The 23,264-nt window shown below is 74.5% G+C and carries 24 protein-coding genes; 8 read left to right on the top strand and 16 right to left on the bottom strand.

Features of this window, described 5'->3' with window-relative positions; translation table 11 throughout:
* The first annotated feature begins 43 nt into the window (after positions 1–43).
* Positions 44–1,177 (top strand): Mrp/NBP35 family ATP-binding protein, encoded by a 1,134-nt coding sequence (locus IE225_RS05305; protein ID WP_190056154.1) that lies wholly within the window; start codon positions 44–46, stop codon positions 1,175–1,177.
* A gap of 148 nt (positions 1,178–1,325) precedes the next feature.
* Here IE225_RS05305 and IE225_RS05300 read toward each other — a convergent pair whose 3' ends face one another.
* The 5 genes from IE225_RS05300 to sigE all read right to left on the bottom strand — a co-directional run bounded on the left by IE225_RS05300 (position 1,326) and on the right by sigE (position 6,764).
* Positions 1,326–2,003, bottom strand: coding sequence for a hypothetical protein (locus IE225_RS05300; protein WP_190056153.1), 678 nt, complete (start codon positions 2,001–2,003; stop codon positions 1,326–1,328).
* A gap of 293 nt (positions 2,004–2,296) precedes the next feature.
* Positions 2,297–2,740: a sec-independent translocase gene (locus IE225_RS05295; protein ID WP_190056152.1), complete on the bottom strand. Its 444-nt coding sequence runs from the start codon at positions 2,738–2,740 to the stop codon at positions 2,297–2,299.
* Positions 2,741–2,984: 244 nt separating this feature from the next.
* Positions 2,985–4,907 carry a trypsin-like peptidase domain-containing protein gene (locus IE225_RS05290; RefSeq protein ID WP_190056151.1) on the bottom strand — a complete coding sequence of 641 codons (1,923 nt, stop codon included), beginning with the start codon at positions 4,905–4,907 and terminating at the stop codon, positions 2,985–2,987.
* Positions 4,908–5,055: 148 nt separating this feature from the next.
* Positions 5,056–6,054 carry an anti-sigma factor family protein gene (locus tag IE225_RS05285; protein ID WP_190056150.1) on the bottom strand — a complete coding sequence of 333 codons (999 nt, stop codon included), beginning with the start codon at positions 6,052–6,054 and terminating at the stop codon, positions 5,056–5,058.
* Complete coding sequence (gene sigE, locus IE225_RS05280) at positions 6,051–6,764, bottom strand: RNA polymerase sigma factor SigE (protein ID WP_190056460.1); 714 nt, start codon at positions 6,762–6,764, stop codon at positions 6,051–6,053. Before sigE ends, IE225_RS05285 begins: the two co-directional genes overlap by 4 nt.
* 234 nt (positions 6,765–6,998) lie before the next feature.
* Between sigE and IE225_RS05275 the strand changes: the two genes are divergently transcribed.
* The gene (locus IE225_RS05275; protein WP_190056459.1) at positions 6,999–7,697 is read left to right on the top strand and encodes an O-methyltransferase; all 699 of its coding nucleotides are present in this window, start codon (positions 6,999–7,001) and stop codon (positions 7,695–7,697) included.
* Between the two features lie 303 nt (positions 7,698–8,000).
* Here IE225_RS05275 and IE225_RS05270 read toward each other — a convergent pair whose 3' ends face one another.
* On the bottom strand, positions 8,001–8,168 hold the full coding sequence (locus tag IE225_RS05270; RefSeq protein WP_190056149.1) for a DUF3117 domain-containing protein: 168 nt from the start codon (positions 8,166–8,168) through the stop codon (positions 8,001–8,003).
* A 408-nt stretch (positions 8,169–8,576) separates the two neighbouring features.
* Here IE225_RS05270 and chcB point away from each other — a divergent pair, with 408 nt between their 5' ends.
* Positions 8,577–9,380 (top strand): 2-cyclohexenylcarbonyl CoA isomerase, encoded by an 804-nt coding sequence (chcB, locus tag IE225_RS05265; protein WP_190056148.1) that lies wholly within the window; start codon positions 8,577–8,579, stop codon positions 9,378–9,380.
* Positions 9,381–9,406: 26 nt separating this feature from the next.
* Here the strand turns inward: chcB and IE225_RS05260 are convergent, their stop codons facing one another.
* The gene (locus tag IE225_RS05260; protein ID WP_190056147.1) at positions 9,407–9,991 is read right to left on the bottom strand and encodes a DNA-3-methyladenine glycosylase I; all 585 of its coding nucleotides are present in this window, start codon (positions 9,989–9,991) and stop codon (positions 9,407–9,409) included.
* Entirely contained in the window at positions 9,988–10,365 is a 378-nt protein-coding gene (locus IE225_RS05255) for a DivIVA domain-containing protein (RefSeq protein WP_190056146.1), read from the bottom strand. The genes IE225_RS05260 and IE225_RS05255 overlap by 4 nt, the downstream gene beginning before the upstream one ends.
* 162 nt (positions 10,366–10,527) lie before the next feature.
* On the opposite strand from IE225_RS05255, the gene folP reads away from it, so the two are divergent.
* A complete protein-coding gene (folP, locus tag IE225_RS05250; protein WP_190056145.1) occupies positions 10,528–11,388 on the top strand; it encodes a dihydropteroate synthase in 861 nt (286 codons plus the stop codon).
* 284 nt (positions 11,389–11,672) lie between these two features.
* On the opposite strand, the gene IE225_RS05245 is transcribed toward folP, so the two are convergent.
* Both IE225_RS05245 and dapE read right to left on the bottom strand, forming a co-directional pair.
* Positions 11,673–12,431 carry an LOG family protein gene (locus IE225_RS05245; protein ID WP_190056144.1) on the bottom strand — a complete coding sequence of 253 codons (759 nt, stop codon included), beginning with the start codon at positions 12,429–12,431 and terminating at the stop codon, positions 11,673–11,675.
* A 95-nt stretch (positions 12,432–12,526) separates the two neighbouring features.
* Entirely contained in the window at positions 12,527–13,606 is a 1,080-nt protein-coding gene (gene dapE, locus IE225_RS05240) for a succinyl-diaminopimelate desuccinylase (protein ID WP_190056143.1), read from the bottom strand.
* Between the two features lie 132 nt (positions 13,607–13,738).
* On the opposite strand from dapE, the gene IE225_RS05235 reads away from it, so the two are divergent.
* Positions 13,739–14,737: a VldE C-terminal domain-containing protein gene (locus IE225_RS05235; protein ID WP_190056142.1), complete on the top strand. Its 999-nt coding sequence runs from the start codon at positions 13,739–13,741 to the stop codon at positions 14,735–14,737.
* Positions 14,738–15,088: 351 nt separating this feature from the next.
* Complete coding sequence (locus IE225_RS05230; protein WP_190056141.1) at positions 15,089–15,583, top strand: ATP-binding protein; 495 nt, start codon at positions 15,089–15,091, stop codon at positions 15,581–15,583.
* Positions 15,584–15,734: 151 nt separating this feature from the next.
* On the opposite strand, the gene IE225_RS05225 is transcribed toward IE225_RS05230, so the two are convergent.
* A complete protein-coding gene (locus tag IE225_RS05225) occupies positions 15,735–16,832 on the bottom strand; it encodes a bifunctional succinyldiaminopimelate transaminase/glutamate-prephenate aminotransferase (RefSeq protein WP_190056458.1) in 1,098 nt (365 codons plus the stop codon).
* Positions 16,833–16,995: 163 nt separating this feature from the next.
* Complete coding sequence (fdxA, locus tag IE225_RS05220) at positions 16,996–17,316, bottom strand: ferredoxin (protein WP_190056140.1); 321 nt, start codon at positions 17,314–17,316, stop codon at positions 16,996–16,998.
* Between the two features lie 146 nt (positions 17,317–17,462).
* Here fdxA and IE225_RS05215 point away from each other — a divergent pair, with 146 nt between their 5' ends.
* The gene (locus tag IE225_RS05215; protein ID WP_190056139.1) at positions 17,463–18,563 is read left to right on the top strand and encodes a GNAT family N-acetyltransferase; all 1,101 of its coding nucleotides are present in this window, start codon (positions 17,463–17,465) and stop codon (positions 18,561–18,563) included.
* Positions 18,564–18,648: 85 nt separating this feature from the next.
* Positions 18,649–19,509: a transglutaminase-like and tetratricopeptide repeat-containing protein gene (locus IE225_RS05210; RefSeq protein WP_190056138.1), complete on the top strand. Its 861-nt coding sequence runs from the start codon at positions 18,649–18,651 to the stop codon at positions 19,507–19,509.
* Positions 19,510–19,603: 94 nt separating this feature from the next.
* On the opposite strand, the gene IE225_RS05205 is transcribed toward IE225_RS05210, so the two are convergent.
* The 4 genes from IE225_RS05205 to IE225_RS05190 are packed head-to-tail and all read right to left on the bottom strand — an operon-like array spanning position 19,604 to position 23,104.
* Positions 19,604–20,218, bottom strand: coding sequence for a response regulator transcription factor (locus tag IE225_RS05205; RefSeq protein ID WP_190056137.1), 615 nt, complete (start codon positions 20,216–20,218; stop codon positions 19,604–19,606).
* Positions 20,215–21,435 (bottom strand): sensor histidine kinase, encoded by a 1,221-nt coding sequence (locus tag IE225_RS05200; RefSeq protein WP_373303134.1) that lies wholly within the window; start codon positions 21,433–21,435, stop codon positions 20,215–20,217. The genes IE225_RS05205 and IE225_RS05200 overlap by 4 nt, the downstream gene beginning before the upstream one ends.
* On the bottom strand, positions 21,432–22,172 hold the full coding sequence (locus tag IE225_RS05195; protein ID WP_190056136.1) for an ABC transporter permease: 741 nt from the start codon (positions 22,170–22,172) through the stop codon (positions 21,432–21,434). Before IE225_RS05195 ends, IE225_RS05200 begins: the two co-directional genes overlap by 4 nt.
* Positions 22,169–23,104: an ABC transporter ATP-binding protein gene (locus tag IE225_RS05190; RefSeq protein WP_190056135.1), complete on the bottom strand. Its 936-nt coding sequence runs from the start codon at positions 23,102–23,104 to the stop codon at positions 22,169–22,171. Before IE225_RS05190 ends, IE225_RS05195 begins: the two co-directional genes overlap by 4 nt.
* Positions 23,105–23,264 lie beyond the last annotated feature (160 nt).

The raw sequence follows: 23,264 nt of genomic DNA, 5'->3' as shown, positions 1-23,264 counted from the left end.
CGGACGTCCCGGAGGCCGTACCCGGCGCCGTACCATCGTCCTCATGGTTACGGAAGACGCGGTGCGCGAAGCACTGGCGACGGTGAACGACCCCGAGATCCATCGGCCCATCACCGAGCTCGGGATGGTCAAATCGGTGGAGATCGGCGCCGACGGTGCGGTCGCGGTCACCGTGTACCTGACGGTCTCCGGCTGCCCCCTGCGCGAGACGATCACCCAGCGCGTCACGGACGCGGTCTCCCGCGTCGAGGGCGTCACCCGCGTCGACGTCACGCTCGACGTGATGAGCGACGAGCAGCGCCGCGAGCTGGCGGCGGCCCTGCGCGGCGGCCAGGCCGAGCGCGAGGTGCCCTTCGCCAAGCCCGGCAACCTGACCCGGGTCTACGCGGTCGCCTCCGGCAAGGGCGGCGTCGGCAAGTCCTCGGTGACCGTGAACCTGGCGGCGGCGATGGCGGCCGACGGCCTGAAGGTCGGTGTCGTCGACGCCGACATCTACGGCCACAGCGTGCCGCGCATGCTGGGCGTGGACGGCCGCCCCACCCAGGTCGAGAACATGATCATGCCGCCGTCGGCGAACGGCGTGAAGGTCATCTCCATCGGCATGTTCACCCCGGGCAACGCGCCGGTGGTCTGGCGCGGCCCGATGCTGCACCGGGCGCTGCAGCAGTTCCTGGCCGACGTGTACTGGGGCGACCTGGACGTCCTGCTCCTCGACCTGCCGCCCGGCACCGGCGACATCGCCATCTCCGTGGCCCAGCTCATCCCGAACGCCGAGATCCTCGTCGTGACCACGCCCCAGCAGGCGGCGGCCGAGGTCGCCGAGCGGGCCGGCGCGATCGCCGTGCAGACCCACCAGAAGATCGTCGGTGTGGTCGAGAACATGTCCGGCCTGCCCTGCCCGCACTGCGGCGAGATGGTCGACGTCTTCGGCACGGGCGGCGGCCGGCTGGTCGCCGACGGCCTGACCCGTACGACGGGCACGAACGTCCCCGTCCTGGGCGCCATCCCGATCGACGTCCGCCTGCGCGCGGGCGGCGACGAGGGCAAGCCGGTCGTCCTGACCGACCCGGACTCCCCGGCGGGCTCCGCCCTGCGCGCGATCGCGGGGAAGCTGGGGGGACGGCAGCGGGGCCTGGCGGGACTGTCGCTGGGGCTCACCCCGCGGAACAAGTTCTGATCCCTCCGGCCCTGGTCCGGCCCGGGTTCCGCTCCGGTTCCACCTCGGTCACGACCCGCGCTCCGACACAGCCACGGCACAACTACGGCACAGCCACGACGCCGGGGCGCCGTCCCCACGGACGGCGCCCCGGCGTCGTGTTTCCGGCTCATCCGGCGTAGGCGCCGATGTCCTTGATCACGGCGAAGCCCAGTCCGTAGGCGCTCATGCCACGGCCGTAGGCGCCCAGGTGCACGCCCGACGGCGTGGATCCGGCCAGGACCCAGCCGAACTCGGACTCGCGGTAGTGGAAGGGCGTCGGCACGCCGTCGACGGGCAGGGTGAGCGACGACCACACCGGGCCGTCGAGGTCGTCGGCGAGTTCCCACGCCGTCTCCGTCTGCTGCTCCAGCCAGTCGTCGCGCAGGCTGTGGTCGATCTGGCCGGGCCAGGTGAACGTCAGCAGCCCCACCCCGGCGAGCCAGGCCGCCGAGGACACCGAGGTGGCCTCCAGCAGACCCGTGCCGTCGGCGCTGCGCCGCACGGGGTTGGCGGCGACGGTGACCACGACGGCGAACTTCTCCTTCGGGCCGTCGGCCCCGGCAGCGGCGGCGTACTCGCTGCGGACGGTGGGTTCGTCGCCGTGCCCGATCGAGCCGTGTTCCACGGAACCGTCGGCCGAGGTGCCTACCTGCATCAGCCAGCGCGGCCCCGTGAACGCCTCGTCGAGGCCGTACCACGGGAAGGAAGCACGCAGGTAGTCGTCGACCGCACGGCGGGCGGAGGGGAGCGGTTGCCCGCCCTCCGCGGCCGGCGCCTGCGCGACTGACCGACTTGTCGTCTCCATGTGCCCGGACGCCTCCTCGCTCTCGTCGGACCGAGCGGCCCGCCCCCCTTCGGGCGTACTCGTCCGGTCCGCACAACAACTCGGCAGCATATCCACACCGGTGCAGGCCGCAGGGAAACCGCCCGGCGCGCGGGGCGCGCGGACGGCGACTTCAGGCCGTGCGGCCCGTGCGCGCCGCGGGGAACGCGCCACGTCACGGCGGGTCTGCGGCATGTCGCGGCGGGTCCGCGGGCGCCGGAGTCCCGAAGGCCCCGGAATCTCCGGGCGGGACACCGGGCGGGTCGCCGGGTGGCTCAGGTGGCGTCCACGTCGAACGGCGGGCGGTCGTCGCGGGCGGGAGCCTCCGGCTTCTTGGTCATGTCGACCCGGCCCGCGGAGGACCCCGGGGAGGCGGAGCCGGCGGAGATCTCGGCGTCGCGGCTGTGCACCGCGTCGGTGATCTCCGCCATCTCCTTCTTCAGGTCGAAGCCGTTGCGGATCTCCTTCAGCCCCAGGTCGTCGTTCTCCAGCTGCTTGCGGAGGAACGTCTTGGGGTTGAGGTCCTCGAACTCGAAGTCCTTGAACTCGGGCCCGAGCTCGTTGCGGATGTCCTGCTTGGCGCTCTCCGAGAACTCGCGGATCTTCCGGATCGTGCGCATCACGTCCTGGACGACCTTCGGGAGCTTGTCCGGGCCGAAAACGAGCACGGCAAGGACGACGATCGTCACCAGCTCGAGCGGCCCTATGTCATTGAACACCTGAAAGCTCCTTGCGATGTCCTCGGTCCTCGGCCCTCGGCGGGTCTGCGCGGCGCTCCGCGGGTCATCCGTGGTCCGGGCCGGATCCACGGTACCCGCCGATGCCGTGCGGCGGGTACCGTGCCGGGGCGCCGAGTGCCCGCGATCGACCGGTTTTCCGGGCCGTCCGCCTGGTTTCGGTCAGCGGATGATCCGGCCGGTGAGGTTGCCGTCGGTTGCCCGTCGACCGGTGTTCGACGGGCCGTCAGCTCCTGTCCGCCGAGGAGCCGAGGACGAGGGTGACCTGCCGCCGGCGGCCGTCCCGCACCAGGGTGAGCCGCAGCCGGTCGCCGGGGCGGTGGGCGCGGATCCGGACGATCAGCTCCTCGCCGGAGTGGACGCGCCGGCCGTCGACCTCGGTGACCACGTCCCCCGGTTCGACGCCGGCCCGGTCGCCGGGCCCGCCGGGCACCACCGCGGGCCCGCCGCCCCGTCCCTCGGCGGCGACGCGGGCGCCGTCGCCGGTGTAGGCCATGTCGAGGGTCACGCCGATCACCGGGTGGGTGGCCCGGCCGGTGTTGATCAGTTGCTCGGCGACCCGCTTGGCCTGGTTGACGGGGATGGCGAAGCCCAGTCCTATCGAACCGGCCTGCCCGCCGTCGGTGTCCGAGCCGCTGTCGGCGGAGCGGATGGCGGAGTTGATGCCGATGACGCGGGCCCTGGTGTCGAGCAGGGGGCCGCCGGAGTTGCCGGGGTTGATGGGGGCGTCGGTCTGCAGCGCGTCGACGTACGACACGTCGCTGCCGTCGCCCTCCTCGCCGCCCGCCGTGATGGGCCGCTCCGTGGCGCTGATGATCCCGGAGGTGACCGTCCCCTCCAGGTCGAACGGCGCGCCGATGGCGACGACCGGGTCGCCGACCCGCACGTTGTCGGAGTTGCCGAGCGGCAGCGGGGTGAGCCCGCGTACGCCCTTGACCCGCACGACGGCCAGGTCGTACCCGGCGTCCCGGCCCACGATCGACGCCTTCGCCGTCCGGCCGCCGTTGAAGGTGACCGTGATGTCGCCGGAGCCGGCCGCGGGCTCGACGACGTGGTTGTTGGTGAGGATGTGCCCGAGCCCGTCGAGCACGAAGCCCGTCCCGGTGCCCTGCTCCTCGCTGCCGCGCACATGCAGCGTCACGACGCCGGGGAGGGCGCGGGCCGCGATCCCGGCCACGCTGTCCGGTGCCCGGCCGCCGGGCTCCTTGCCGGCCTGCGGCAGCTCGACGGTCCCGATGCCCCCGTTGCGCTCCAGGTAGGCGCCCACGGCCCCGCCGACGCCTCCCGCGGCCAGCGTTAGGGCGACGGCCGCGGCGAGCAGGACCCGCCGGGCGCGGCGGCGGCGCTGCGGCTCGGTGAGCGGGGCGGCGCCGGTCTGCTGGAGGGAGGCGGCGAAGGGCGCGGCGGACCAGGGGTCGTAGCGCTGCCAGGGAGTGCCAGGGGACGCCACGGGGGCCGCTGCCGGGCCGGCGGTGCCCTGCGGTGTGGGGTGCGGCGGGGACACCGGATGCGGCAGGGGCGGTGCGGGGTCGGCACCGGCGGCCGTGGCGGCGGGCGGCACGGGCGGGCCGGCGACGGGCGGTACCGGCGGGCCTGCGGCGGGCACGGGAGCCGACGGGCGCGGCGCGGACGGATCGGGGGTCGGGGCCGGTACGGCGGTCCCGGTGGCGGGCGCCGCCACGGCGGGGTGCTGCACCGGCGGAGCCGGGGCCCACGGGCCGGGCTCGCCGTAGGGCGGCGTGTCGTACGGGTCGGGGTCGTGCAGCGGCCGGGGCGGCTGGTCTGCGCGGGGGTCCCGCGCGGCCGGCTCTCCGGGCCGGCCGGCGCCGGTCGCCTCCGCGTCGCCGGTCGCCTCCGCGTCACCGGTCGTTCGCCCGGCGGCCGGCGTCCCCGCGGGGCGCGCCGGCCGGAAGTCCCCGTCGTCCTCGGCGGCGGCCCGGGTGTCCTCGGTGACGGCCGGGGTGTCCTCAGTGGCGGCACCCTCGCGGCCGCCGCCCGCCGCGGCGCCCTCCGCGACGGCGTCCTCCGCGACGGCGCGCTCCGTGACGTTCTCCGTCGGTGCCGTCCCGATGTTCCCGGTGCCCGTCTCCGGCGCTGCCGCGCCGACTGCCCGGTGCGCCTCCGGAGGTACCGGCTTGCCCTCGTTCATGTCCTCCCCACGGTTGGCCACGGCACGGCGTGTCGAGCGGTGGCCGTGGACGATCGCCTCCGCGCCCGGGCGGTTGCGCGGGCGCGGTCCACGGGGATTCAACCAGGTTCACGCGGCGGCGCCGAGGTCGCCCGGCGGACCGGCCCGCTCAGCGGGCCGCGCGGGAGGACGGTGCGGAGGAGGAGGTGGAGGTGGTACCGGGATCGGGGGCGCCGAGCAGGTCGGGCGCGGTGACGCCGGGAACCGCGGTCCACGAGGTCAGGACCGGCTGGGGGGCCGCGACCAGCGGGCGTATGAGCGGGGACAGGGCGGTGGCGTCCGCCAGGAAGGGGGCGGTGAGCGTGCGCAGGGGCTGCTGGTCCTGCCCGGTGGCCGGCGTGGGCGTCCCGGGCAGCAGCGGGGCGGCGGCGGACGTCGACGTGGCCGGGGCGTCCGTGAGCGTCCCCCGGCGGCTCTGCTGGGCGAGGAGCGGCGTGGTGGTGGACCGGCGGCGCTGGGACTCCGGTGCCACCACGCCGTTGGCGGCCTGCCGGGGTGCCGGAGTGACGTTGCTGCCGGTTCCGCGCGCGTCGGTGGGGGCGTCGCCCGGGATGCCGGCGGTCACCCCGCCCAGCGCCAGCGCGGCGAGCGACACCGCGCCGGCGGCGACGAACGCGAACCGCAGCCCGCGCGAGGCCGGCCGTTCGCCCTCGGCCCTGCCGACGGGGTGGACGCGGAAGCCGCGGGACGGCGGTTCCGGCTCGGCGGGCGTCAGCGCGGCCGCGGGGTGCGCACGGCTGTGGGCGTAGTCGAAGGCGAAGGGGTCGCCGCGTCTCACGCCGAAGACCCCGGCGAGCCCGAAGGCGCGTCCGGAGAGGCCGGCGGTGAGCCCTCCCCCGTCCGGCGGCGTGCCGCCGCCGTCGGGATCACCTCCCTGCGGAAGCCCCTGGAGGCGGGCCAGCAGGCTCTCGGAGGGCGGCGGCGGGGCGGTCCGGGCGAAGACGTTCTTCAGCCGGCGCTGCTCGTCGACCTCCGCCTTGCACTTCGGGCAGGTGGCGACGTGCGCGAGGACACGCTCACGCGTCTCGTGACCGAGCTCTCCGTCCACCAGGGCGGAGAGCCGGTCTCCCAGGTGCTGCTCTGCGGGACTGGGCCGTGATCCACTCACGCGGACGCGCCCCCTCCCCCCAGCGCCGGTACCCGGGGCACGAAGGAGCGCCGCTCCGCGCGCGCCTGCGGCGACCGGTGCGCCAGGGCCTTGCGCAGCTGGGAGCGGCCGCGGTGGATGCGGGAGCGGACCGTGCCGAGCTTGACGCCCAGGGTCGCGGCGATCTCCTCGTACGACAGGCCCTCGATGTCGCACAGGACGACCGCGGCGCGGAACTCGGGCGCGAGCGTGTCCAGGGCCTGCTGGACGTCGGCGTCGAAGTGGGCGTCGTTGAACGCCTGCTGCGGCGTGGGCTCGCGGCTGGCCAGCCGCTCGGCCGCGTCCTCGCCGAGGGCGTCGAAGCGGATGCGCTGCTTGCGGCGCACCATGTCCAGGAAGAGGTTGGTGGTGATGCGGTGCAGCCAGCCCTCGAACGTGCCCGGCGAATACGTCGACAGGGAGCGGAAGACCCGGACGAAGACCTCCTGGGTGAGGTCCTCCGCGTCGTGCTGGTTGCCGGTGAGGCGGTAGGCGAGCCGGTAGACCCGGCCGCTGTGCGTGCTGACGATCTCCTCCCAGGTGGGCGGAGTCCACGCCTGCCCGTCCGCGTCGGTGGAGAAGGTCGCGGTCTGGGCGAAGCCGGCGGTGTCACCGGCGGCGTGGCCGTGGTCAGCAGCGGTGTCGTTCACGGATTTCGGCCTGCCCGCCGAACCGAGGAAGCGCCGCAGCACTCCTCCCCGATCCACAGGCGCGGCCGCACCTCCCCTGTCGGCTCTGGTGGTGTCCAGTGGAGCCCCTACCATAGCCACCTCGCCCGTTAGCAGCGGATAAGCGGTTTTACGAGAAATTGATACCTGCTGATACGGCTCATACGGCTGCGTCAGCACTTGCTCGGCGTCCCGGTCCACCTCTCGCCCCCCGTCGCGTCGCCCGTCACCGGCCCATCCCTTCAAACGAGCGGTCCCATCTGCGGGTTCCCGAACCCAGCGGCTACAGTCACGCCCAGGCAACCATGGGGACAGGAGAGGGTCATTACCGGCAACCGGCAGACGAGCGCGGCGTTCACCGACGCCTTTGTCGCCGAGGACGACGCGCTGCGCTGGGCCCGCGACCGGGCCCGTGAGGCGGGGCTGCGCTCGGTCTCCCCCGGCGCGGGCGCCGCGCTGCGCCTGCTCGCCGCCGCCGTGGACGCCAAGGCGGTCGCCGAGATCGGCACCGGGACCGGGGTGTCCGGCATCCACCTGCTGCACGGCATGCGGCCGGACGGGGTGCTGACCACGGTCGACACCGAGCCGGAGCACCAGCAGTCCGCCCGCCAGGCCTTCCGCGCGGCCGGTTTCGCCAGCAACCGCGCCCGTTTCATCCCCGGCCCCGCCCTGGACGTCCTGCCCCGCCTCGCCGACGCCGGTTACGACCTCGTCTTCTGCGACGGCGACCGCCTGGAGTACCCGGACTACCTAGCCGAATCGTTGCGCCTGCTGCGGCCCGGGGGGCTCGTGGTGTTCGAGGGCGTCTTCGCGCACGGCCGCACCCTGGACTCCGGGCCGCAGCCGACGGAGGTGGTGCGGCTGCGGGAGCTGCTGCGCACGATGCGGGAGAGCCCGGAGCTGGTGGTGTCGCTGCTGCCGGTGGGCGACGGCCTGCTGTGCGCGGTCAAACGCTGAGCGCCCGAGCGGCACGCGACGCTTCCGAGCGGCACGCAACGCTCTCGAGCGGCACGCAACGTACCCGAGCGGCAGGGAACACACTCCCGCGCCGTCCGGACGCACCCGCGGCGCGCAACGCCCGCGCGGCGCTCGCGCGGCCCGGCGCACCCGAACGGCCCGGCGCCTCCGCCCGGCCCGGAGCATCTCCACGACACGGCCGGCTTCCGGGTGACCGGAAAAACGCGGCCGCCCCGGCACCGTGCCGTGCGTGCGCACGCGGTGCCGGGGCGGCCGGAAGGGCGAGGAGGGTCGCCGGACGGGTCAGCCGACGACCTTCTTCAGGGCGTCGCCGAGCGCGTCGGCCTCTTCGGGGGTCAGCTCGACGACGAGCCGACCGCCGCCTTCGAGCGGAACGCGCATGACGATGCCCCGCCCCTCCTTGGTCACCTCGAGCGGGCCATCGCCCGTCCGCGGCTTCATGGCCGCCATGCTCGTTCCCCTTCCTGAAACCACAGCTCAACGTCAGCCGACGTCTCGGACAACCCCGCGCGGGCAGGGGCACACGACACCGGCATCGAACACATTGCTTCCAGGCCATTATCCCGCATCGCACGACCTGATGACCAACACCGGACGGCATCGCTTGCGCAACGCATACGAGCAAAACCACTCAATTCGGGGATCAGGCTGCGATACTGCGTCACCGCCCCGACTTCCGGCCGCCGCATGCCACCACATGCTGCCGCATGCCGCCGCATGCCGCCGCATTCGGACCGGAATTCTTTGACGCAGCTCACACGCCGCCGACGGGCCGACCGCGGTGATCTCCGCCATGCTGTCCTTCGGAAAGGACGTACCGATCGGTACGTCGAGCCGCGACACCGGAGGGGATGCCCCATGGCCGACACCGTGCTCTACGAGGTGAGCGACGGGCTCGCGACGATCACACTCAACCGCCCCGAGGCGATGAACGCGCTGGACGTCGCCACCAAGGTCGCCCTGCGGGACGCGGCCCGCGCCGCGGCGGACGACACCGCGGTACGCGCCGTGCTGCTGACCGCGGCCGGGGACCGGGCCTTCTGCGTCGGCCAGGACCTCAAGGAGCACATCGGGCTGCTGACCGCCGACCGGGAGACGGGGTCGGGGCAGACGATGAGCACGGTGCGCGAGCACTACAACCCGATCGTGCGGGCGCTGGCCGGGGCGCCGAAGCCGGTGGTCGCGGCGGTCAACGGCGTCGCGGCCGGCGCGGGCTTCGGTTTCGCGCTCGCCGCGGACTACCGGATCGTCGCCGACACGGCGTCGTTCAACACCTCCTTCGCCGGGGTGGCGCTCACCGCGGACTCCGGCATCTCCTTCACCCTGCCGCGGGTGGTCGGCCCGGCGCGCGCCACCGACCTGCTGCTCTTCCCGCGCAGCATCTCCGCGCAGGAGGCCCACGAGCTGGGCATCGCCAACCGGGTGGTGCCGGCCGCCGAGCTGCGGCAGGAGGCCGAGCGGATCGCGCGGGCGCTGGCCGAGGGCCCGACGGTGGCCTACGCGGCGATCAAGGAGGCCGTCGCCCACGGCCTGACGCACTCCCTGGAGGAGACCCTGCAGAAGGAGGACGAGCTGCAGACCCGGGCCGGCTCCTCCGAGGACCACGCGATCGCCGTGCGGGCCTTCGTGAACAAGGAGAAGCCGGTCTACCTGGGGCGCTGAGCCGCGCGGGCCGCTTCAGGCGCGGCTCAGGCGCGGCGCGCGACGCAGTCCGCGAGGTGGTCGTCGACCAGTCCGCAGGCCTGCATCAGGGCGTAGGCCGTCGTCGGGCCGACGAAGCGCAGGCCGCGCCGCTTGAGGGCCTGGGACAGGGCCGTCGACTCCGGGGTGACGGCCGGGACGTCGGCCAGGGTCCGCGGGGCCGGGCGGCCGGCCGGATCGGGAGCGTGGGACCAGATCAGCGCGTCCAGCTCGCCGGGGGACCACTCGGCGAGCACGCGCGCGTTGGCGAGCACCGCGTCGATCTTGGCGCGGTTGCGGATGATGCCCGGGTCGGCGAGGAGGCGGGCGCGGTCGGCCTCGGTGAAGGCGGCCACCTCGGCTATCTCGAAGCCGGCGAAGGCGGCGCGGAAGCCGGGGCGGCGGCGCAGGATCGTGAGCCAGGACAGGCCGGACTGGAAGGCCTCCAGGCACAGGCGCTCGAAGAGCGCGTCGTCGCCGTGGACCGGGCGGCCCCACTCCTCGTCGTGGTAGGCGACGTAGTCCTCGGTGGACAGGGCCCACGGGCAGCGCGGGGCGCCGTCCGGGCCCGCCAGGGCGGCGCCGTCGGTCATCGGGGGTCCTGCCAGGTGGCGGAGGAGCCGTCCCGGGGCTCGGGCTGCTGCGGCCGGCCGGCCTGCGCGGCGGCGCGGGCGCCCGCGAGGGCGGCCTCCAGCTCGGCGATGCGGGCGTCGCGCTCGGCGAGTTCGGCGGCCAGGCGGCTGAGGGCGTCGTCCACGTCCGCCATGCGGTAGCCGCGGGCGGCGAGCGGGAAGCGCAGCGCCGCCACGTCCTCCCGGCCGACCGGGCGGTCCGGCGGCAGCGGGTCCTCCAGCCGCTCGGGCGCGGCCTCCGGCAGCGGGCCGCTCTCGCCGCCGCCCAGCACGGCGAGCGTCACCGCGGCGACCACGACGGCCAGCGCGACGACCAGGAACAAGAACATAACCATCGCTGAGGATCCTCTTCTGTCGGCTCCGCCGCGCCCGGTGCCGGCGCCCGTGCGCCCCGGCGGGTGTCAGGGTCCGATCGTGCCATGCGAGTCTGGCAGTTAGGGTCGCTTAGGGTCGCAGTGGGCCGACCGGCAGCACGTACGAGGAAGAGGTCACAGGGGATGCTCAGGCTGGGCAGGCGGGAGTTCCCCCCGCACGAGCCGGTGATCATGGCGATCGTGAACCGGACCCCCGACTCCTTCTACGACCAGGGGGCCACCTTCCGCGACGAGCCGGCTCTCGCCCGCGTGGAGCAGGCCGTCGCCGAGGGCGCCGCCATCATCGACGTCGGCGGGGTCAAGGCCGGGCCCGGCGAGGAGGTCAGCGCCGAGGAGGAGGTGCGGCGCACCGCCGGGTTCGTCGCCGAGGTGCGGCGGCGCTTCCCCGACGTCGTCATCAGCGTCGACACCTGGCGGGCCGAGGTCGGCGAGGCCGTCTGCGAGGCCGGGGCCGACCTGCTGAACGACGCCTGGGGCGGGGTCGACCCGCGGCTCGCGGAGGTCGCCGCGCGCCACCGGGTCGGACTGGTGTGCACGCACGCCGGGGGCGCGCAGCCGCGGACCCGGCCGCACCGGGTGACGTACGACGATGTCATGGCCGACATCCTGAAGGTGACCGTGGGACTCGCCGAGCGGGCCGTCGCGCTCGGGGTGCCGCGCGAGTCGGTGCTGATCGACCCGGGGCACGACTTCGGGAAGAACACACGGCACAGCCTGGAGGCGACGCGGCGGCTCGGGGAGATGGTCGCCACCGGGTGGCCGGTGCTGGTGTCGCTGTCCAACAAGGACTTCGTGGGCGAGACGCTGGACAAGCCGGTGAAGGAACGGCTGCTCGGGACGCTCGCCACGACGGCGGTGTCGGCGTGGCTGGGGGCGCAGGTGTACCGGGTGCACGAGGTGGCCGAGACGCGGCAGGTGCTCGACATGGTCGCGTCGATCGCGGGCCACCGGGAGCCCGCGGTGGCCCGGCGGGGGCTGGCCTAGGCCCGGCGGGGGCCGGCCCCCGGGGCCGCTCCCCGACGCACCGGGCCCGCCCCGGCCCCGGGTCCGTCCGGTGGCTTCCCGCCCCGGGCCCCGGGTCCGTCCGGTGACTTCCCGCCCCGGGCCCCGGGTCCGTCCGGTGGCTTCCCGTCCCGGACCCGGCAGCATCGCCGGCCTCCCGCCACGACCCCGACGCCATCCGCCGACCCCGGCCCCCGGCCCGTCCGGGACGCTCCCGACCCGACCCGGCCCGCCCGGCCCGGGTGGCGCCCCCGCCCGGGCCCGCGCTAGCGGCCCGCCTCCTTCGACACCAGCTCCACCGCCTCGTCCACGTCGTCCGTGAGGTGGAACAGGTGGAGGTCCTTCTCGGCCGCCTTGCCCTGGGCCACCAGGGTGTTCTTCAGCCAGTCGACGAGGCCGCCCCAGTAGTCCGTGCCGAACAGGACGATCGGGAAGCGGGTCACCTTGTGCGTCTGCACCAGGGTGAGGGCCTCGAAGAACTCGTCGAGGGTGCCCAGGCCGCCGGGCAGGACGACGAAGCCCTGGGCGTACTTGACGAACATCATCTTCCGGACGAAGAAGTAGCGGAAGTTGAGGCCGATGTCGACGTAGGGGTTGAGGCCCTGCTCGAAGGGCAGCTCGATGCCGAGGCCGACGGAGGTGCCGCCGGCCTCGCACGCGCCCTTGTTGGCCGCTTCCATCGCCCCGGGACCGCCGCCGGTGATCACCGCGAAGCCCGCCTCGACCAGGCCCCGGCCCAGCCGTACCCCGGCTTCGTACTCGGGCGAGTCGACCGGTGTGCGCGCCGAGCCGAACACGCTGATGGCTGGCGGCAGTTCGGCGAGCGTGCCGAAACCCTCGACGAACTCGGACTGGATGCGCAGCACGCGCCAGGGGTCGGTGTGCACCCAGTCCGTGGGAGCGCGTTCGTCCAGCAGTCGCTGGTCGGTGGTGCTCTCCTGGACCTGGCCCCGTCGTCGGAGGACGGGTCCGAGGCGCCGCTCGTCGAGTGGCCGCTTGGTGCCCTCGGGGTTCCCGGTAGCCATGTGCGCTCCCTCCGCTTGCCTCTTTCCACCTCAGCGTAGATCTACGCGAGTTACGGAAGGGGGACGTCGGCATGTCGGGAGCGCGGCGGCGCGCCTCAGGCCGTGAGCCAGGCGCGCAGGCGTTCCTCCGCCGCCAGGATCTTCGCGGTCTCCACCCGTTCGTCCCGCTTGTGCGCCAGGAGCGGGTTGCCGGGGCCGTAGTTGACCGCGGGGATGCCCAGGGCGGAGAAGCGGGAGACGTCCGTCCAGCCGAACTTGGGCTGCGGGGTGCCGCCGACCGCCTCGATGAAGGCGGCGGCCGCCGGGTGGGACAGGCCGGGCAGGGCGCCGGGGCTGTGGTCGTCGACGACGAACTCGGCCACGCCGCAGTCGGCGAACACCTCGCGGACGTGGGCGAGCGCGTCCTCCTCGGTGCGGTCCGGGGCGTAGCGGAAGTTCACGGTGACCGTGCACTCGTCGGGGATGACGTTGCCGGCCACGCCGCCGGAGATGCCGACCGCGTGGAGGCCCTCGCGGTACTCCAGGCCGTCGATGACCGGCCGGCGCGGTTGGTAGGAGGCGAGGCGGGCCAGGACGGGGGCGGCGGCGTGGATGGCGTTGTCGCCCATCCAGCCGCGGGCGGAGTGGGCCCGCTCGCCCTTCGTCCGCAGCAGCACCCGCAGGGTGCCCTGGCAGCCGCCCTCGACCTGGCCGTCGGAGGGCTCCAGCAGCACCGCGAAGTCGCCCCGCAGCCAGTCCGGGTGCGCCTCGGCGATGTGCCTGAGGCCGTTGAGGTCGGCGGCGACCTCCTCGTTGTCGTAGAAGACGAAGGTCAGGTCGCGGTTGGGGGCGGGCACCGTCGCGGCGATGCGGAGCTGGACGGCCACGCCCGACTTCATGTCGCAGGTGCCGCAGCCCCACAGGACGCCGTCCTCGTCCAGCCGCGAGGGGACGTTGCCGGCGATCGGGACGGTGTCGATGTGGCCGGCGAGGACGACCCGCTCCGGTCGGCCCAGGTGCGTGCGGGCGACGATGTTGTTGCCGTACCGGTCGACCGTGAGGTGGGGCAGGGCGCGCAGCGCGGTCTCGATCGCGTCCGCGAGCGGCTGCTCGGTGCCGCTGACCGAGGGGAAGTCGACGAGCTGCGCGGTCAGCCGCGCGGCGTCCAGCGTGAGGTCAAGCGAGGTGTCGGCCATGCGACGACCCTAACCCGCCGCGCCGTTCGCGCCGGGCCCGTGCGCCGGGCCCTTGTGTCGGGGCGGTCGCATCCGGCCGTTCGTCCCGGACTCCGCGCGAACGGCCCGGCCGGCTCCAGTACCTTGATACGCGTGCCAGAGCCGTCCCCTACTCCCAAACGACGCGGCCGCCTCTTCCGTTTCGGGGCGGCTTTCGTGGTCCTGCTCGCCCTGGCGGGCTATCTCGCGGTGCAGTACATCACGGGCGGTACGGGAGCCCCGGGCTGCAAGGTCGTCTCGGGCGACGGCGACGGAGCGTCGTACGAGCTCACGCCGGAGCAGGCGGTGAACGCCGCGACGATCGCCGCCGTCGGCACCGGGCGCGGCCTGCCCGAGCGGGCCGTGACCATCGCGCTCGCCACCGCCCTGCAGGAGTCCGGGCTGCGCAACATACGGCACGGCGACCGCGACTCGCTCGGCCTGTTCCAGCAGCGGCCCTCGCAGGGGTGGGGCACGCCGAAGCAGATCATGGACCCGACGTACGCGGCGGGCGTCTTCTACGAGCACCTGGCCAAGGTGCCCGGCTACACCCGCCTGCCGCTGACCGTGGCGGCGCAGCGCGTGCAGCGCAGCGGCTTCCCGCAGGCGTACGCCAAGCACGAACCGGACGCGACGCTGCTCGCCGCCGCCCTCACCGGCCGCTCGGCGGCCACCCTGACCTGCCAGGGCCGCCCGGACCCCACCCGCACCACGCCGGGTCCGGACGCGGTGCGCGCCGCGCTGGTGCGCGACTTCGGGCGGGACGTGCTGCAGGACGCCGGCGCGGAGGTCTCCGCCACCGGCACCGGCCGGGCGGCCACCGCCGCGCCGGCGCCGACGCGGACCCCGGCGCCGGCGGTGACCGCGCGGACCGAGGGCCGGACCGTGACGCTGCCCGTCACCGACGACCCCGCCGCCGGCGGGCGCGGCGGGCGCGAGCGCGGCTGGCAGCTCGCCCACTGGGCGGTGGCCAACTCCTCCGCGCTGCACATCCGGCGGGTCTCCTACGCCGGGCGCGAGTGGAGCGCGGGCAGCACCGACAGCGAGTGGCGCCGCAGTTCCGGCGACGGCGCGAAAGACACGCGCGCGGTCCGGATCGTCACCGGGCAGTAGCGCACCGGGCAGGAGTGCGAGGACTCACCCGCGGGGGTTGTGCGCGGGGAAATCGGGTGGCGCTGTGCGCAGGTTTTCGTCCGGTCGCCCCCGCGGTCGCCGAATCCCTTGGAAATACTGGGCCACAGCCGCGCGGCGCGGTTTCCCGCGCCGCCTTCTTTGCCCGTTTTCCTCCCCAGCCGATAATGCGACGCATTGCCAACTCTTTACGTCGTCTCGCCGCAACCTTCGCGGGCCTCGAGCGGTAGTCACTGCGTCCGAGCCCGGACGGCAATCCCCGCGGGGACGGTCAACTTCCGGGCGCGGGCGGACAGTTCATTGTTCTGCCGTTCTCTCCGTCGAAGGAGCACCATGTCCCTCCCCCTGACCCGCCGGATCGCCCGTGCCGCGCTGCTCGTCGCTGCGGGAGCGGCTGCCGGGGTCGGTACGGCCGGCTCCGCCCACGCGGCCGCCGAGCTGCCGGCGGCCACCCCGAACCTCGGCGGGCCGACCGCCCTGGACGGGGTGAGCGCCGTCAACGCCGCCGACGGTGCCACGCAGCACGTCGCCGGTGTCGCGAACCTCACCGGCGGCCAGGCGCTCAAGAAGGCTGTGCCGGCCGCGGGCCGGACCGGTGACCAGGTCCTGAAGAAGGCGACGCCGGCCGCGCAGAAGGTCGCCGACAACGTGGTGGGGTCGACCGAGGCCGCGCTGAACGGCACCGCGAAGCCCGCGACCAAGGGGAGCAAGGGTGCCAAGGGGAGCAAGGGAGCCAAGGGCACCAAGGGCGGCCTGTCCACGGACGGCCTCGTCAAGGGGGCCACGCCGGTCCGCTCGCTGCCGGTCAAGGGGCTGTCACTCCGCTGACGAGCGCCGGCCGGTCCGCCGGTCCGTACGGTAAACGGGGTCCAGGACGCGTCCTGGGCCCCGTTCGTCTCGCGAGAGGCGGGCGGGGATCCAACGCCGGGTTGTGCGGGTCCACGCCGGAGCACACGAGCCCGTGCCGGGGCGGGCGCCGTCAGCGCGCCAGGCGTTCCACCGCCGCCCGCACCCGCTCGTCCGTCGCCGTGAACGCCACGCGCACGAACCGCTCGCCCGCCGGGCCGTAGAAGTCGCCCGGGGCGACGAGGATGCCGCGTTCGGCCAGGTGGGCCACGGTGTCCCAGCAGGACTCGTCCCGGGTGGCCCACAGGTAGAGGCCGGCCTCGCTGTGCTCGATGCGGAAGCCGTGGTCCAGCAGCGCCGCCCGCAGGGCCGCGCGGCGGGCGGCGTAGCGCTCCCGCTGCTCGCGGACGTGGGTGTCGTCGCCGAGGGCGGCGACGACGGCGGCCTGGGTGGGGGCGGGGGTCATCATGCCGCCGTGCTTGCGGATCTGCAGCAGCGGGCCGAGGACGTCCGGGTCGCCGACGAGGAAGGCGGCGCGGTAGCCGGCGAGGTTGGAGCGCTTGGAGAGGGAGTGGACGGCGACGAGGCCGTCGTAGGAGCCGCCGTTGACGTCCGGGTGGAGGACGGAGACCGGATCGGCCTCCCAGCCGAGCTCCAGGTAGCACTCGTCGGAGAAGACCAGGACGCCGTGCTCGCGGGCCCAGGCGACGATCCGGGTCAGTTCCTCCTTGGCCAGCACCCGGCCCGTCGGGTTGGACGGGGAGTTCAGCCACAGCAGCTTCAGGCCGGCCGGGTCCAGGGCCGTCGGGTCGTCGTAGGCCTCGTGCCCGGCGCGGGCGAGGCGGGCGCCGACCTCGTAGGTGGGGTAGGCCAGGCGCGGGAAGGCGACCTTGTCGCCGGGGCCGAGGCCGAGCTGGGTGGGCAGCCAGGCGACGAGTTCCTTGGAGCCGACGACGGGCAGCACGTGCCGGTGGGTGAGGCCGCGGGCGCCGAGGCGGCGCCCGGCCCAGCCGGTGATCGCGTCGCGCAGCTCCGGCGTGCCCCACACGGTGGGGTAGCCCGGCGAGTCGGCCGCCGCGATCAGCGCTTTCTGCACCGGCTCGGGCACCGGGTCGACGGGGGTGCCGACGGACAGGTCGACGATGCCGCCGGGGTGCGCGGCGGCCTGCGCCTTGTACGGTTCGAGCCGGTCCCAGGGGAAGACCGGAAGCCGGTCGGAGACGGCGGACACGGTGTTCGGGCTCACTTTCTGTGCGGCACGGTGCGCCGCGGTGCGACGCGGCACGGTGCAGTGCGGTGCGGCGCGTACGGCAAACGCCTCGGTCCCGTACGGGATCAACGTCATCAGGCCGTACGGGACCGAGGCGGCGCGGGTGATGCGTGCGGGCCGCCGGTTACTGGTTCTGCGGCGGCAGCGCGGCGACGAACGGGTGGTCACGCTCGATCAGGCCGAGCTTGCTGGCGCCGCCGGGCGAGCCGAGCTCGTCGAAGAACTCGACGTTGGCCTTGTAGTAGTCCTTCCACTCCTCCGGGACGTCGTCCTCGTAGAAGATCGCCTCGACCGGGCAGACCGGCTCGCAGGCTCCGCAGTCGACGCATTCGTCCGGGTGGATGTACAAGGACCGCTGGCCCTCGTAGATGCAGTCGACCGGGCACTCCTCGATGCACGCCTTGTCCTTGACGTCGACACAAGGCTGCGCGATGACGTAGGTCACGCTGTCGTTCCTCCTCGATAGGGCGCTGGCGGGCCCGTCCTGAAAGGCTCCGCCGCATGTGGCGCGCGGGAGCGCGGCGTCGTCGATGCCCGCCCCTAGTATCTCCGTTCCGGGGCGTGATCCGAACAGGAGGGGTGAACTGACCTGTGGAAATCTCGGCTGCGGGCCGTCTCGAGGTCCGAGTCACCCCTGGTGACGTGGGGAAACGGGTGTCGGTACGGCGCTTGGCCGATCCCGGCGCGCCAGGCGCGAAGTTCACCGACACGGTGGGTGTTCTCACATCCTGGGACGACGGTGTGCTGGTGATCACACGGAAGGACGGCGAGGTCGTCCGCGTCCCGGAGTCGTCCCTGGTCGCGGGCAAGGTGATCCCCGCCGCCCCGGCGCGCCGGCGGGGCCCCGCGGCGTCGTACGAGGAGCTGGCGCGCGTCACCGCCCGGGCGTGGCGGCCGGTGGAGAGCGAGCGGCTGGGCGAGTGGGAACTGCGGGCGGCGGCCGAACCGGTGCCGCGCGACGGGACTGCCCCCGGCTCTTCCGCCCCGGAGCGTCCGCAGGAGGCGGCGGCCGGGCGGCGGGCGGGCTTCACCCGGCGGGCCAACTCGGTGCTGGCGCTGGGCGACCCCGGGATGCCGCTGGACGAGGCGCTGGCCGCCGTGCGGCGCTGGTACGGCGAGCGCGGGCTGCCCGCGTACGTGCAGGCGGCGACCGGGGCCGAGGGCACCCAGGAGGCGCTGTGCGCGCAGTTGGAGGCGCGCGGCTGGGTGCGCGAGGTGACCGCCGAGCTGTGGGTGGGCGCGCTGGCCCCGGTGGCCGACCGGGCCGAGGGGGACGAGGTGGTGCTGTCCCGGACGGCCGACGCGGGCTGGCTGGCCCGGTACCGGCGCACGGGGCCCGGGGAGGTGGCCCTGCGGGTGCTGGGCAGCGGGCCGTCGGTGTGGTTCGCGAGCGTGCCCGGCGGCGGCCGCCACGCGCCGCCCGCCGCGATCGGGCGGTGCGTGGTGGACGGGCGGTGGGCCGGGTTCGCCGCCGTCGAGGTCGCCCCGGAGCAGCGGCGGCGCGGGCTGGCGACCGCCGTAATGGCCGCGCTCGCCCGGCGGGCCCTGGAGGAGGGCGCGTCGGCCGCGTGGCTGCAGGTGGAGACGGACAACGCGGCGGCCCGGCGGCTGTACGCCGGGATGGGCTTCGCCGTCCACCACGCCTACCACCACTACCGGGAGCCCGGGGCGGGCAGGCAGGGATCACCGTAGGCAGGGATCACGGCAGGCAGGGACCGTAGGCAGAGATCACCGTAGGCCGTAGGTAGGGATCACCGTGGAAGGGCACGAAACCGGTATGCGCCCCCTCGTTCCCCCGCCGCCCGAGCGCTCGGCCGAGCTGCGGCGCCGGTTCGCCGAGGAGGCCCGGTCGCCGCGGCCCGACCTGTCGGCGCTGTGCCTGCTGGTGGGCGCGGTGGCCGACGGCGCGCTCGACGAGGCGGGGCTGGACGCCGCGCAGGTGGAGCTGGACCGGCTGGCCGGGCAGCTGCCGTTCCGGCCCGGCGGGCCGCGCGCCTGGGCCGAGGCGCTGCGGGACCTGCTCGGCGGGCGGTACGGCTTCGGCGGCTCCGCCGGGGACTACCGGCGGCTGGAGTCGTCGCTGCTGCACTCGGTGCTGCAGCGGCGGCGGGGGCTGCCCATCCTGCTGTCGGTGGTGTGGCTGGAGGTCGCGCGGCGGGCCGGGGCGCCGGTGTACGGGGTCGCGCTGCCGGGGCACTTCGTGGTCGGGTTCGGCGCGGAGGACGCCGCCGGTGAGCGGGTGCTGGCCGATCCGTTCGCCGGGGGGCGGCTGCTGAGCGGGGCCGACGCGGAGCTGCTGGTGCTGCAGGCGACGGGGGTGCCGCTGGAGCCGTCGATGCTGCGGCCGGCCGATCCGCTGGAGGTCGTGCTGCGGATCCTGAACAACGTGCGGGCGTGGGCCGCCGCGCGGCCGGAGCGGTCGGACGTGGCGCTGTGGGCGGTGGAGCTGTCGCTGCTGCTGCCGTCGCATCCGGCGCGGCTGCGTTACGAGCGGGCCCAGGTGCTGGTGCAGCGGGGCGAGTTCGTGCGGGGGGCGGCGGAGCTGGAGGCGTACGCGGAGGTGGTCGCCGCCGTCGACGCGCCGGCGGCGGAGCAGGTGCGGCAGCAGGCGCGGGCGGCCCGGGCCCGGTTGAACTGACGGCCGGTGCCGTCCCGCGCGGACCCGCCGGGGCCGTTCCACGCGGACCCGCCGGGGCCGTTCCACGCGGACCCGCCGTGGCCGGCCGGGCGGCTCACAGCCAGCCCTTCTCCCGGGCCACCCGTACCGCCTCCGCCCGGTTGCGCACCGCCAGTTTCTGGATCGCCGTGGACAGGTAGTTGCGGACGGTCCCCTGGGACAGGTGGAGGGCGGCGGCCAGCTCGGCGTTGGTGGAGCCGTCGGCGGCGGCGCGCAGCACCTCGCGTTCGCGTTCCGTCAGGGGGTTGGCGCCCTCGGCGAGGGCGGCCGCGGCGAGGGTGGGGTCGATGACGCGCTCGCCCGCCAGCACCTTGCGGATCGCCTCCGCGAGCTGTGCGGCGGGCGCGTCCTTGACCAGGAAGGCGTCGGCGCCGGCCTCCATGGCGCGGCGCAGGTAGCCGGGGCGGCCGAAGGTGGTGAGGACGACGAGCTTCACCCGCGGCAGCTCGCGGTGGACCCGGGCGGCGGCCTCGATGCCGGTGCAGCCGGGCATCTCGATGTCGAGCAGGGCCACGTCGACGTCGTGGGCGCGGGCGGCCGCGAGGACCTCGTCGCCGCGCGCCACCTGGGCGACGACCTCGATGTCCTCCTCCAGGCCGAGCAGTGCGGCCAGGGCCTCGCGGACCATGGACTGGTCTTCGGCGAGGAGGACCTTGATCGTGCGGCTCATGCCCCGGATCCTACGTCCGGGGCGGGGCCCGCGGGGACGCGGGCGACCAGCCGGAAGCCGTGCCGGAAACGGCCCGCCTCCAGGCTGCCGCCCGCCTTCTCCAAGCGCTCGGCCAGGCCCGTCAGCCCGTTGCCGGGGCCGCCGCCGGAGCCGCCGGAGCCGTTGTCCTCGACGGACAGTTCGAACTGGGGGCCGTCCAGGGTCTGGCGGCGCAGCAGTTCGACGGTGCAGCGGCCGGCGCCGCTGTGCCGGACCACGTTGGTGACGGCCTCGCGCAGCGCCCAGGCGAGTGCGGACTCGCTCTCCTCGCGCACACCGGTCAGGTCGGGCGCCTCGGGCAGGTGCGCGGCGATGCCGGCGGCGGCCAGCGCGACCTGGGCGCCGGCGAGTTCGGCGGACAGGCGCGGGCGGCGGTAGCCGGTGACCGCCTCCCGGACGTCGACCAGGGCCTGGCGGCCGACCCGTTCGATGTCGGCGACCTGCCGGGCCGCCTGGTCGGGGTGGTCGGGCAGCATCCGGCCGGCCAGTTCGCTCTTGAGGACGATCAGGGACAGCGAGTGCCCGAGCAGGTCGTGCAGGTCGCGGGCGAGGCGCAACCGCTCCTCGTTGGCGGCGAGTTGGGCGACAGTGGCCCGCGCCCGGCGCAACTCGACGGTCGTGCGCACCAGTTGGCGTACGCCTGTCATGGCGAAGCCGATCATCACCACCAGCAGGAGCCGCTGTCCCGGGCCCGTCGCGCCGAGGTGCCGGCCGACGAGCGTCATGGTCGCGCCGGTCAGGGGGATCGTCCAGTAGACCGCGCGCAGGGGCAGGGCGGCGCCGCAGGCCACGGAGACGTACACGTACAGGTCCAGCCAGTGCCTGCCGAGGGTGAGGCACAGCACGGTGGCGAGCACGCCCAGCCCGGCGATCAGGACGGCGACGCGGGACAGGCCGGCGGGCCGGTGCTCGGGTCGGCCCATGTTACGGAAGACCAGCGCCAGGTAGACGCCGACGAAGACCGCGAGGCCCGCCCAGCCGGCCGCCGTGCCGGACGGGGTGTGGCGGCCGGAGGTCAGGTCGCGGACCGGTTCGCCGAGGAACACCAGCCAGACGCCGATCCACAGGCCCTTGCGCAGCCCCTGGCGGAGGGTGCGGGGAGTCTCCCCCACGGGGATCCCCCGCGCCCCGGTCCCGCCGGCCGCTTCCCGCATCCGCCCCTTCGTCATGGCGCTCACGCCTTCAGCGTGTCCTTCCGGTACAGCCAGGCCGCGCCGCCGGTGAACAGGGCGAAGAAGGCGGCGAGCAGGACGATGTCCCGGGCCTGCGGGGTGTGGCTCTCCTCGATCGCCCGCCCCAGCGCGGCGTACGCGTGCGTGGGCATCCAGGAGGCGATGTCCTGCAGCCACTTCGGGAAGGTGGTCGTCGGCATCCACAGGCCGCCGAGGATGGACAGGCCGAAGTAGGTGATCATCGTGACCGGGCGGACGGCGTCCCCGCTGGCGAGGTAGCCGAGGGCGACGCCGAGCGCCGCGAAGACCAGGCTGCCGATCCAGATGACGCCGGTGAGGGCGAGCCATTGCCAGGCGTCCAGGCGGACGTGCTTGACGGCGGCGGCGACGAGGAAGACGACCACGATGGACGGCAGGCTCACCACGGCCGCGCTGGCGGTCTTGGCGAGGACATAGCCGCGTCCGGGCAAGGGGGTCAGCCGTAGCTGCCGCACCCAGCCGCTCTCGCGTTCCTTGGCGATGCGCTCGCTGTTGCCCATCAGGACGGCGGTCAGGGCGCCGAAGGACGCCATGGAGACCATCATGTACGTCGCGACGGTCAGGCCGGTGCCGTCGATCCGGTCGGTGCCGCCGTAGCCGCCGGAGACCAGCAGGAAGATCACCGACGGGTAGATCACGGAGAAGAACAGGAACTTGCGGTTGCGCAGGGCGCGGGTGATTTCCAGCTTGACGAGGCTTTTCATGACTGCTTGGCCTCCTCGGCCGCGGTGAGGGCGACGAAGGCCTGCTCGAGTCCGAGCCCGGCCACTTCGAGATTGCGGGGGTAGACGCCGAGCCCGTACAGCGCGTGGACGGTGGCGTCGGCGTCGGCGGACTGGATGCGCACGGTGTGGCCGGAGACGTCCAGGGAGGTGAGGAAGGGCAGGCCGCGCAGGGCGGCCTCGTCGATCGTCCCCTCCAGATCGAAGGAGATGCGGCGCGCTCCGGCCTTGGCCTTGATCTCGGCGGCGGTGCCGTCGGCCAGCAGCCGGCCGCGGTGCAGCACGAGCACCCGGTCGGCGACGGCGTCGGCCTCCTCCAGGTAGTGGGTGGCGAACAGTACCGTGCGCCCCTGGTCGGCCTGTTCGCGCATGGTCGCCCAGAAGGACTGGCGGGCGGAGACGTCCATGCCGGTGGTCGGCTCGTCCAGGACGATCAGGTCGCTGTCGCCCGCGGTGGCGAGCGCGAAGCGGACGCGCTGGGCCTGGCCGCCGGAGAGCTTGTCGACCTTGCGGTCGGCGATCTGCGCGATCCCGGCGCGGGCGAGGACGTCCCTGACCGGGTACGGCCGCGGGTGCAGGTCGCAGTGGAGCCGCACCAGTTCCTCGACGGTGACCTCCTCCATCAGCCCGCCGCTCTGCAGCATGGCGCCCACGCGCCCGGCGACGATCGCCTCCCGCGGGCTGCCGCCGAACACCCGGACCGTGCCGGTGTCCGGGGGCCTGAGGCCCAGCAGCAGGTCGAGGGTGGTGGACTTGCCCGCCCCGTTCGGGCCCAGCAGCGCCACGGTCTCCCCCGGGTGCAGGGCCAGCGTCAGCCCGTCCACGGCCCGCACGTCCCCGTAGCTCTTGCCGACCTGCTCGAACGCCACCGCCGGGGTTGCGGTCGCGGTCGTGGTCCGCGTTGTCGTCGTCATGTCCCCATCGTGTCCGCGGGGAGCCGTCGCCGGGCAGTGCCATGGATCCCGAGTACCGGATGACAGATGTCATACGGGACGGGTGACAGGGGCGGGTGACAGGGGCGGTGACGGGGGTGAGCGGAGGCCGGGGGCACGGCGAGGGGCACCCGGCCGTGGA

The organism is Streptomyces echinoruber, assembly GCF_014651135.1.
Lineage (GTDB): Bacteria > Actinomycetota > Actinomycetes > Streptomycetales > Streptomycetaceae > Streptomyces > Streptomyces echinoruber.
This window is presented reverse-complemented; position numbering and strand designations above follow the sequence as displayed.

Bases quoted from the DNA above. Each gene is read 5' to 3' on its own strand.
- IE225_RS05305 (WP_190056154.1), top strand. From the start codon at position 44: ATGGTTACGGAAGACGCGGTGCGCGAAGCACTGGCGACGGTGAACGAC.
- IE225_RS05300 (WP_190056153.1), bottom strand. From the start codon at position 2,003: ATGGAGACGACAAGTCGGTCAGTCGCGCAGGCGCCGGCCGCGGAGGGC.
- IE225_RS05290 (WP_190056151.1), bottom strand. From the start codon at position 4,907: ATGAACGAGGGCAAGCCGGTACCTCCGGAGGCGCACCGGGCAGTCGGC.
- IE225_RS05270 (WP_190056149.1), bottom strand. From the start codon at position 8,168: ATGGCGGCCATGAAGCCGCGGACGGGCGATGGCCCGCTCGAGGTGACC.
- chcB (WP_190056148.1), top strand. From the start codon at position 8,577: ATGGCCGACACCGTGCTCTACGAGGTGAGCGACGGGCTCGCGACGATC.
- IE225_RS05260 (WP_190056147.1), bottom strand. From the start codon at position 9,991: ATGACCGACGGCGCCGCCCTGGCGGGCCCGGACGGCGCCCCGCGCTGC.
- IE225_RS05255 (WP_190056146.1), bottom strand. From the start codon at position 10,365: ATGGTTATGTTCTTGTTCCTGGTCGTCGCGCTGGCCGTCGTGGTCGCC.
- folP (WP_190056145.1), top strand. From the start codon at position 10,528: ATGCTCAGGCTGGGCAGGCGGGAGTTCCCCCCGCACGAGCCGGTGATC.
- IE225_RS05245 (WP_190056144.1), bottom strand. From the start codon at position 12,431: ATGGCTACCGGGAACCCCGAGGGCACCAAGCGGCCACTCGACGAGCGG.
- dapE (WP_190056143.1), bottom strand. From the start codon at position 13,606: ATGGCCGACACCTCGCTTGACCTCACGCTGGACGCCGCGCGGCTGACC.
- IE225_RS05230 (WP_190056141.1), top strand. From the start codon at position 15,089: ATGTCCCTCCCCCTGACCCGCCGGATCGCCCGTGCCGCGCTGCTCGTC.
- IE225_RS05210 (WP_190056138.1), top strand. From the start codon at position 18,649: ATGCGCCCCCTCGTTCCCCCGCCGCCCGAGCGCTCGGCCGAGCTGCGG.
- IE225_RS05205 (WP_190056137.1), bottom strand. From the start codon at position 20,218: ATGAGCCGCACGATCAAGGTCCTCCTCGCCGAAGACCAGTCCATGGTC.
- IE225_RS05195 (WP_190056136.1), bottom strand. From the start codon at position 22,172: ATGAAAAGCCTCGTCAAGCTGGAAATCACCCGCGCCCTGCGCAACCGC.
- IE225_RS05190 (WP_190056135.1), bottom strand. From the start codon at position 23,104: ATGACGACGACAACGCGGACCACGACCGCGACCGCAACCCCGGCGGTG.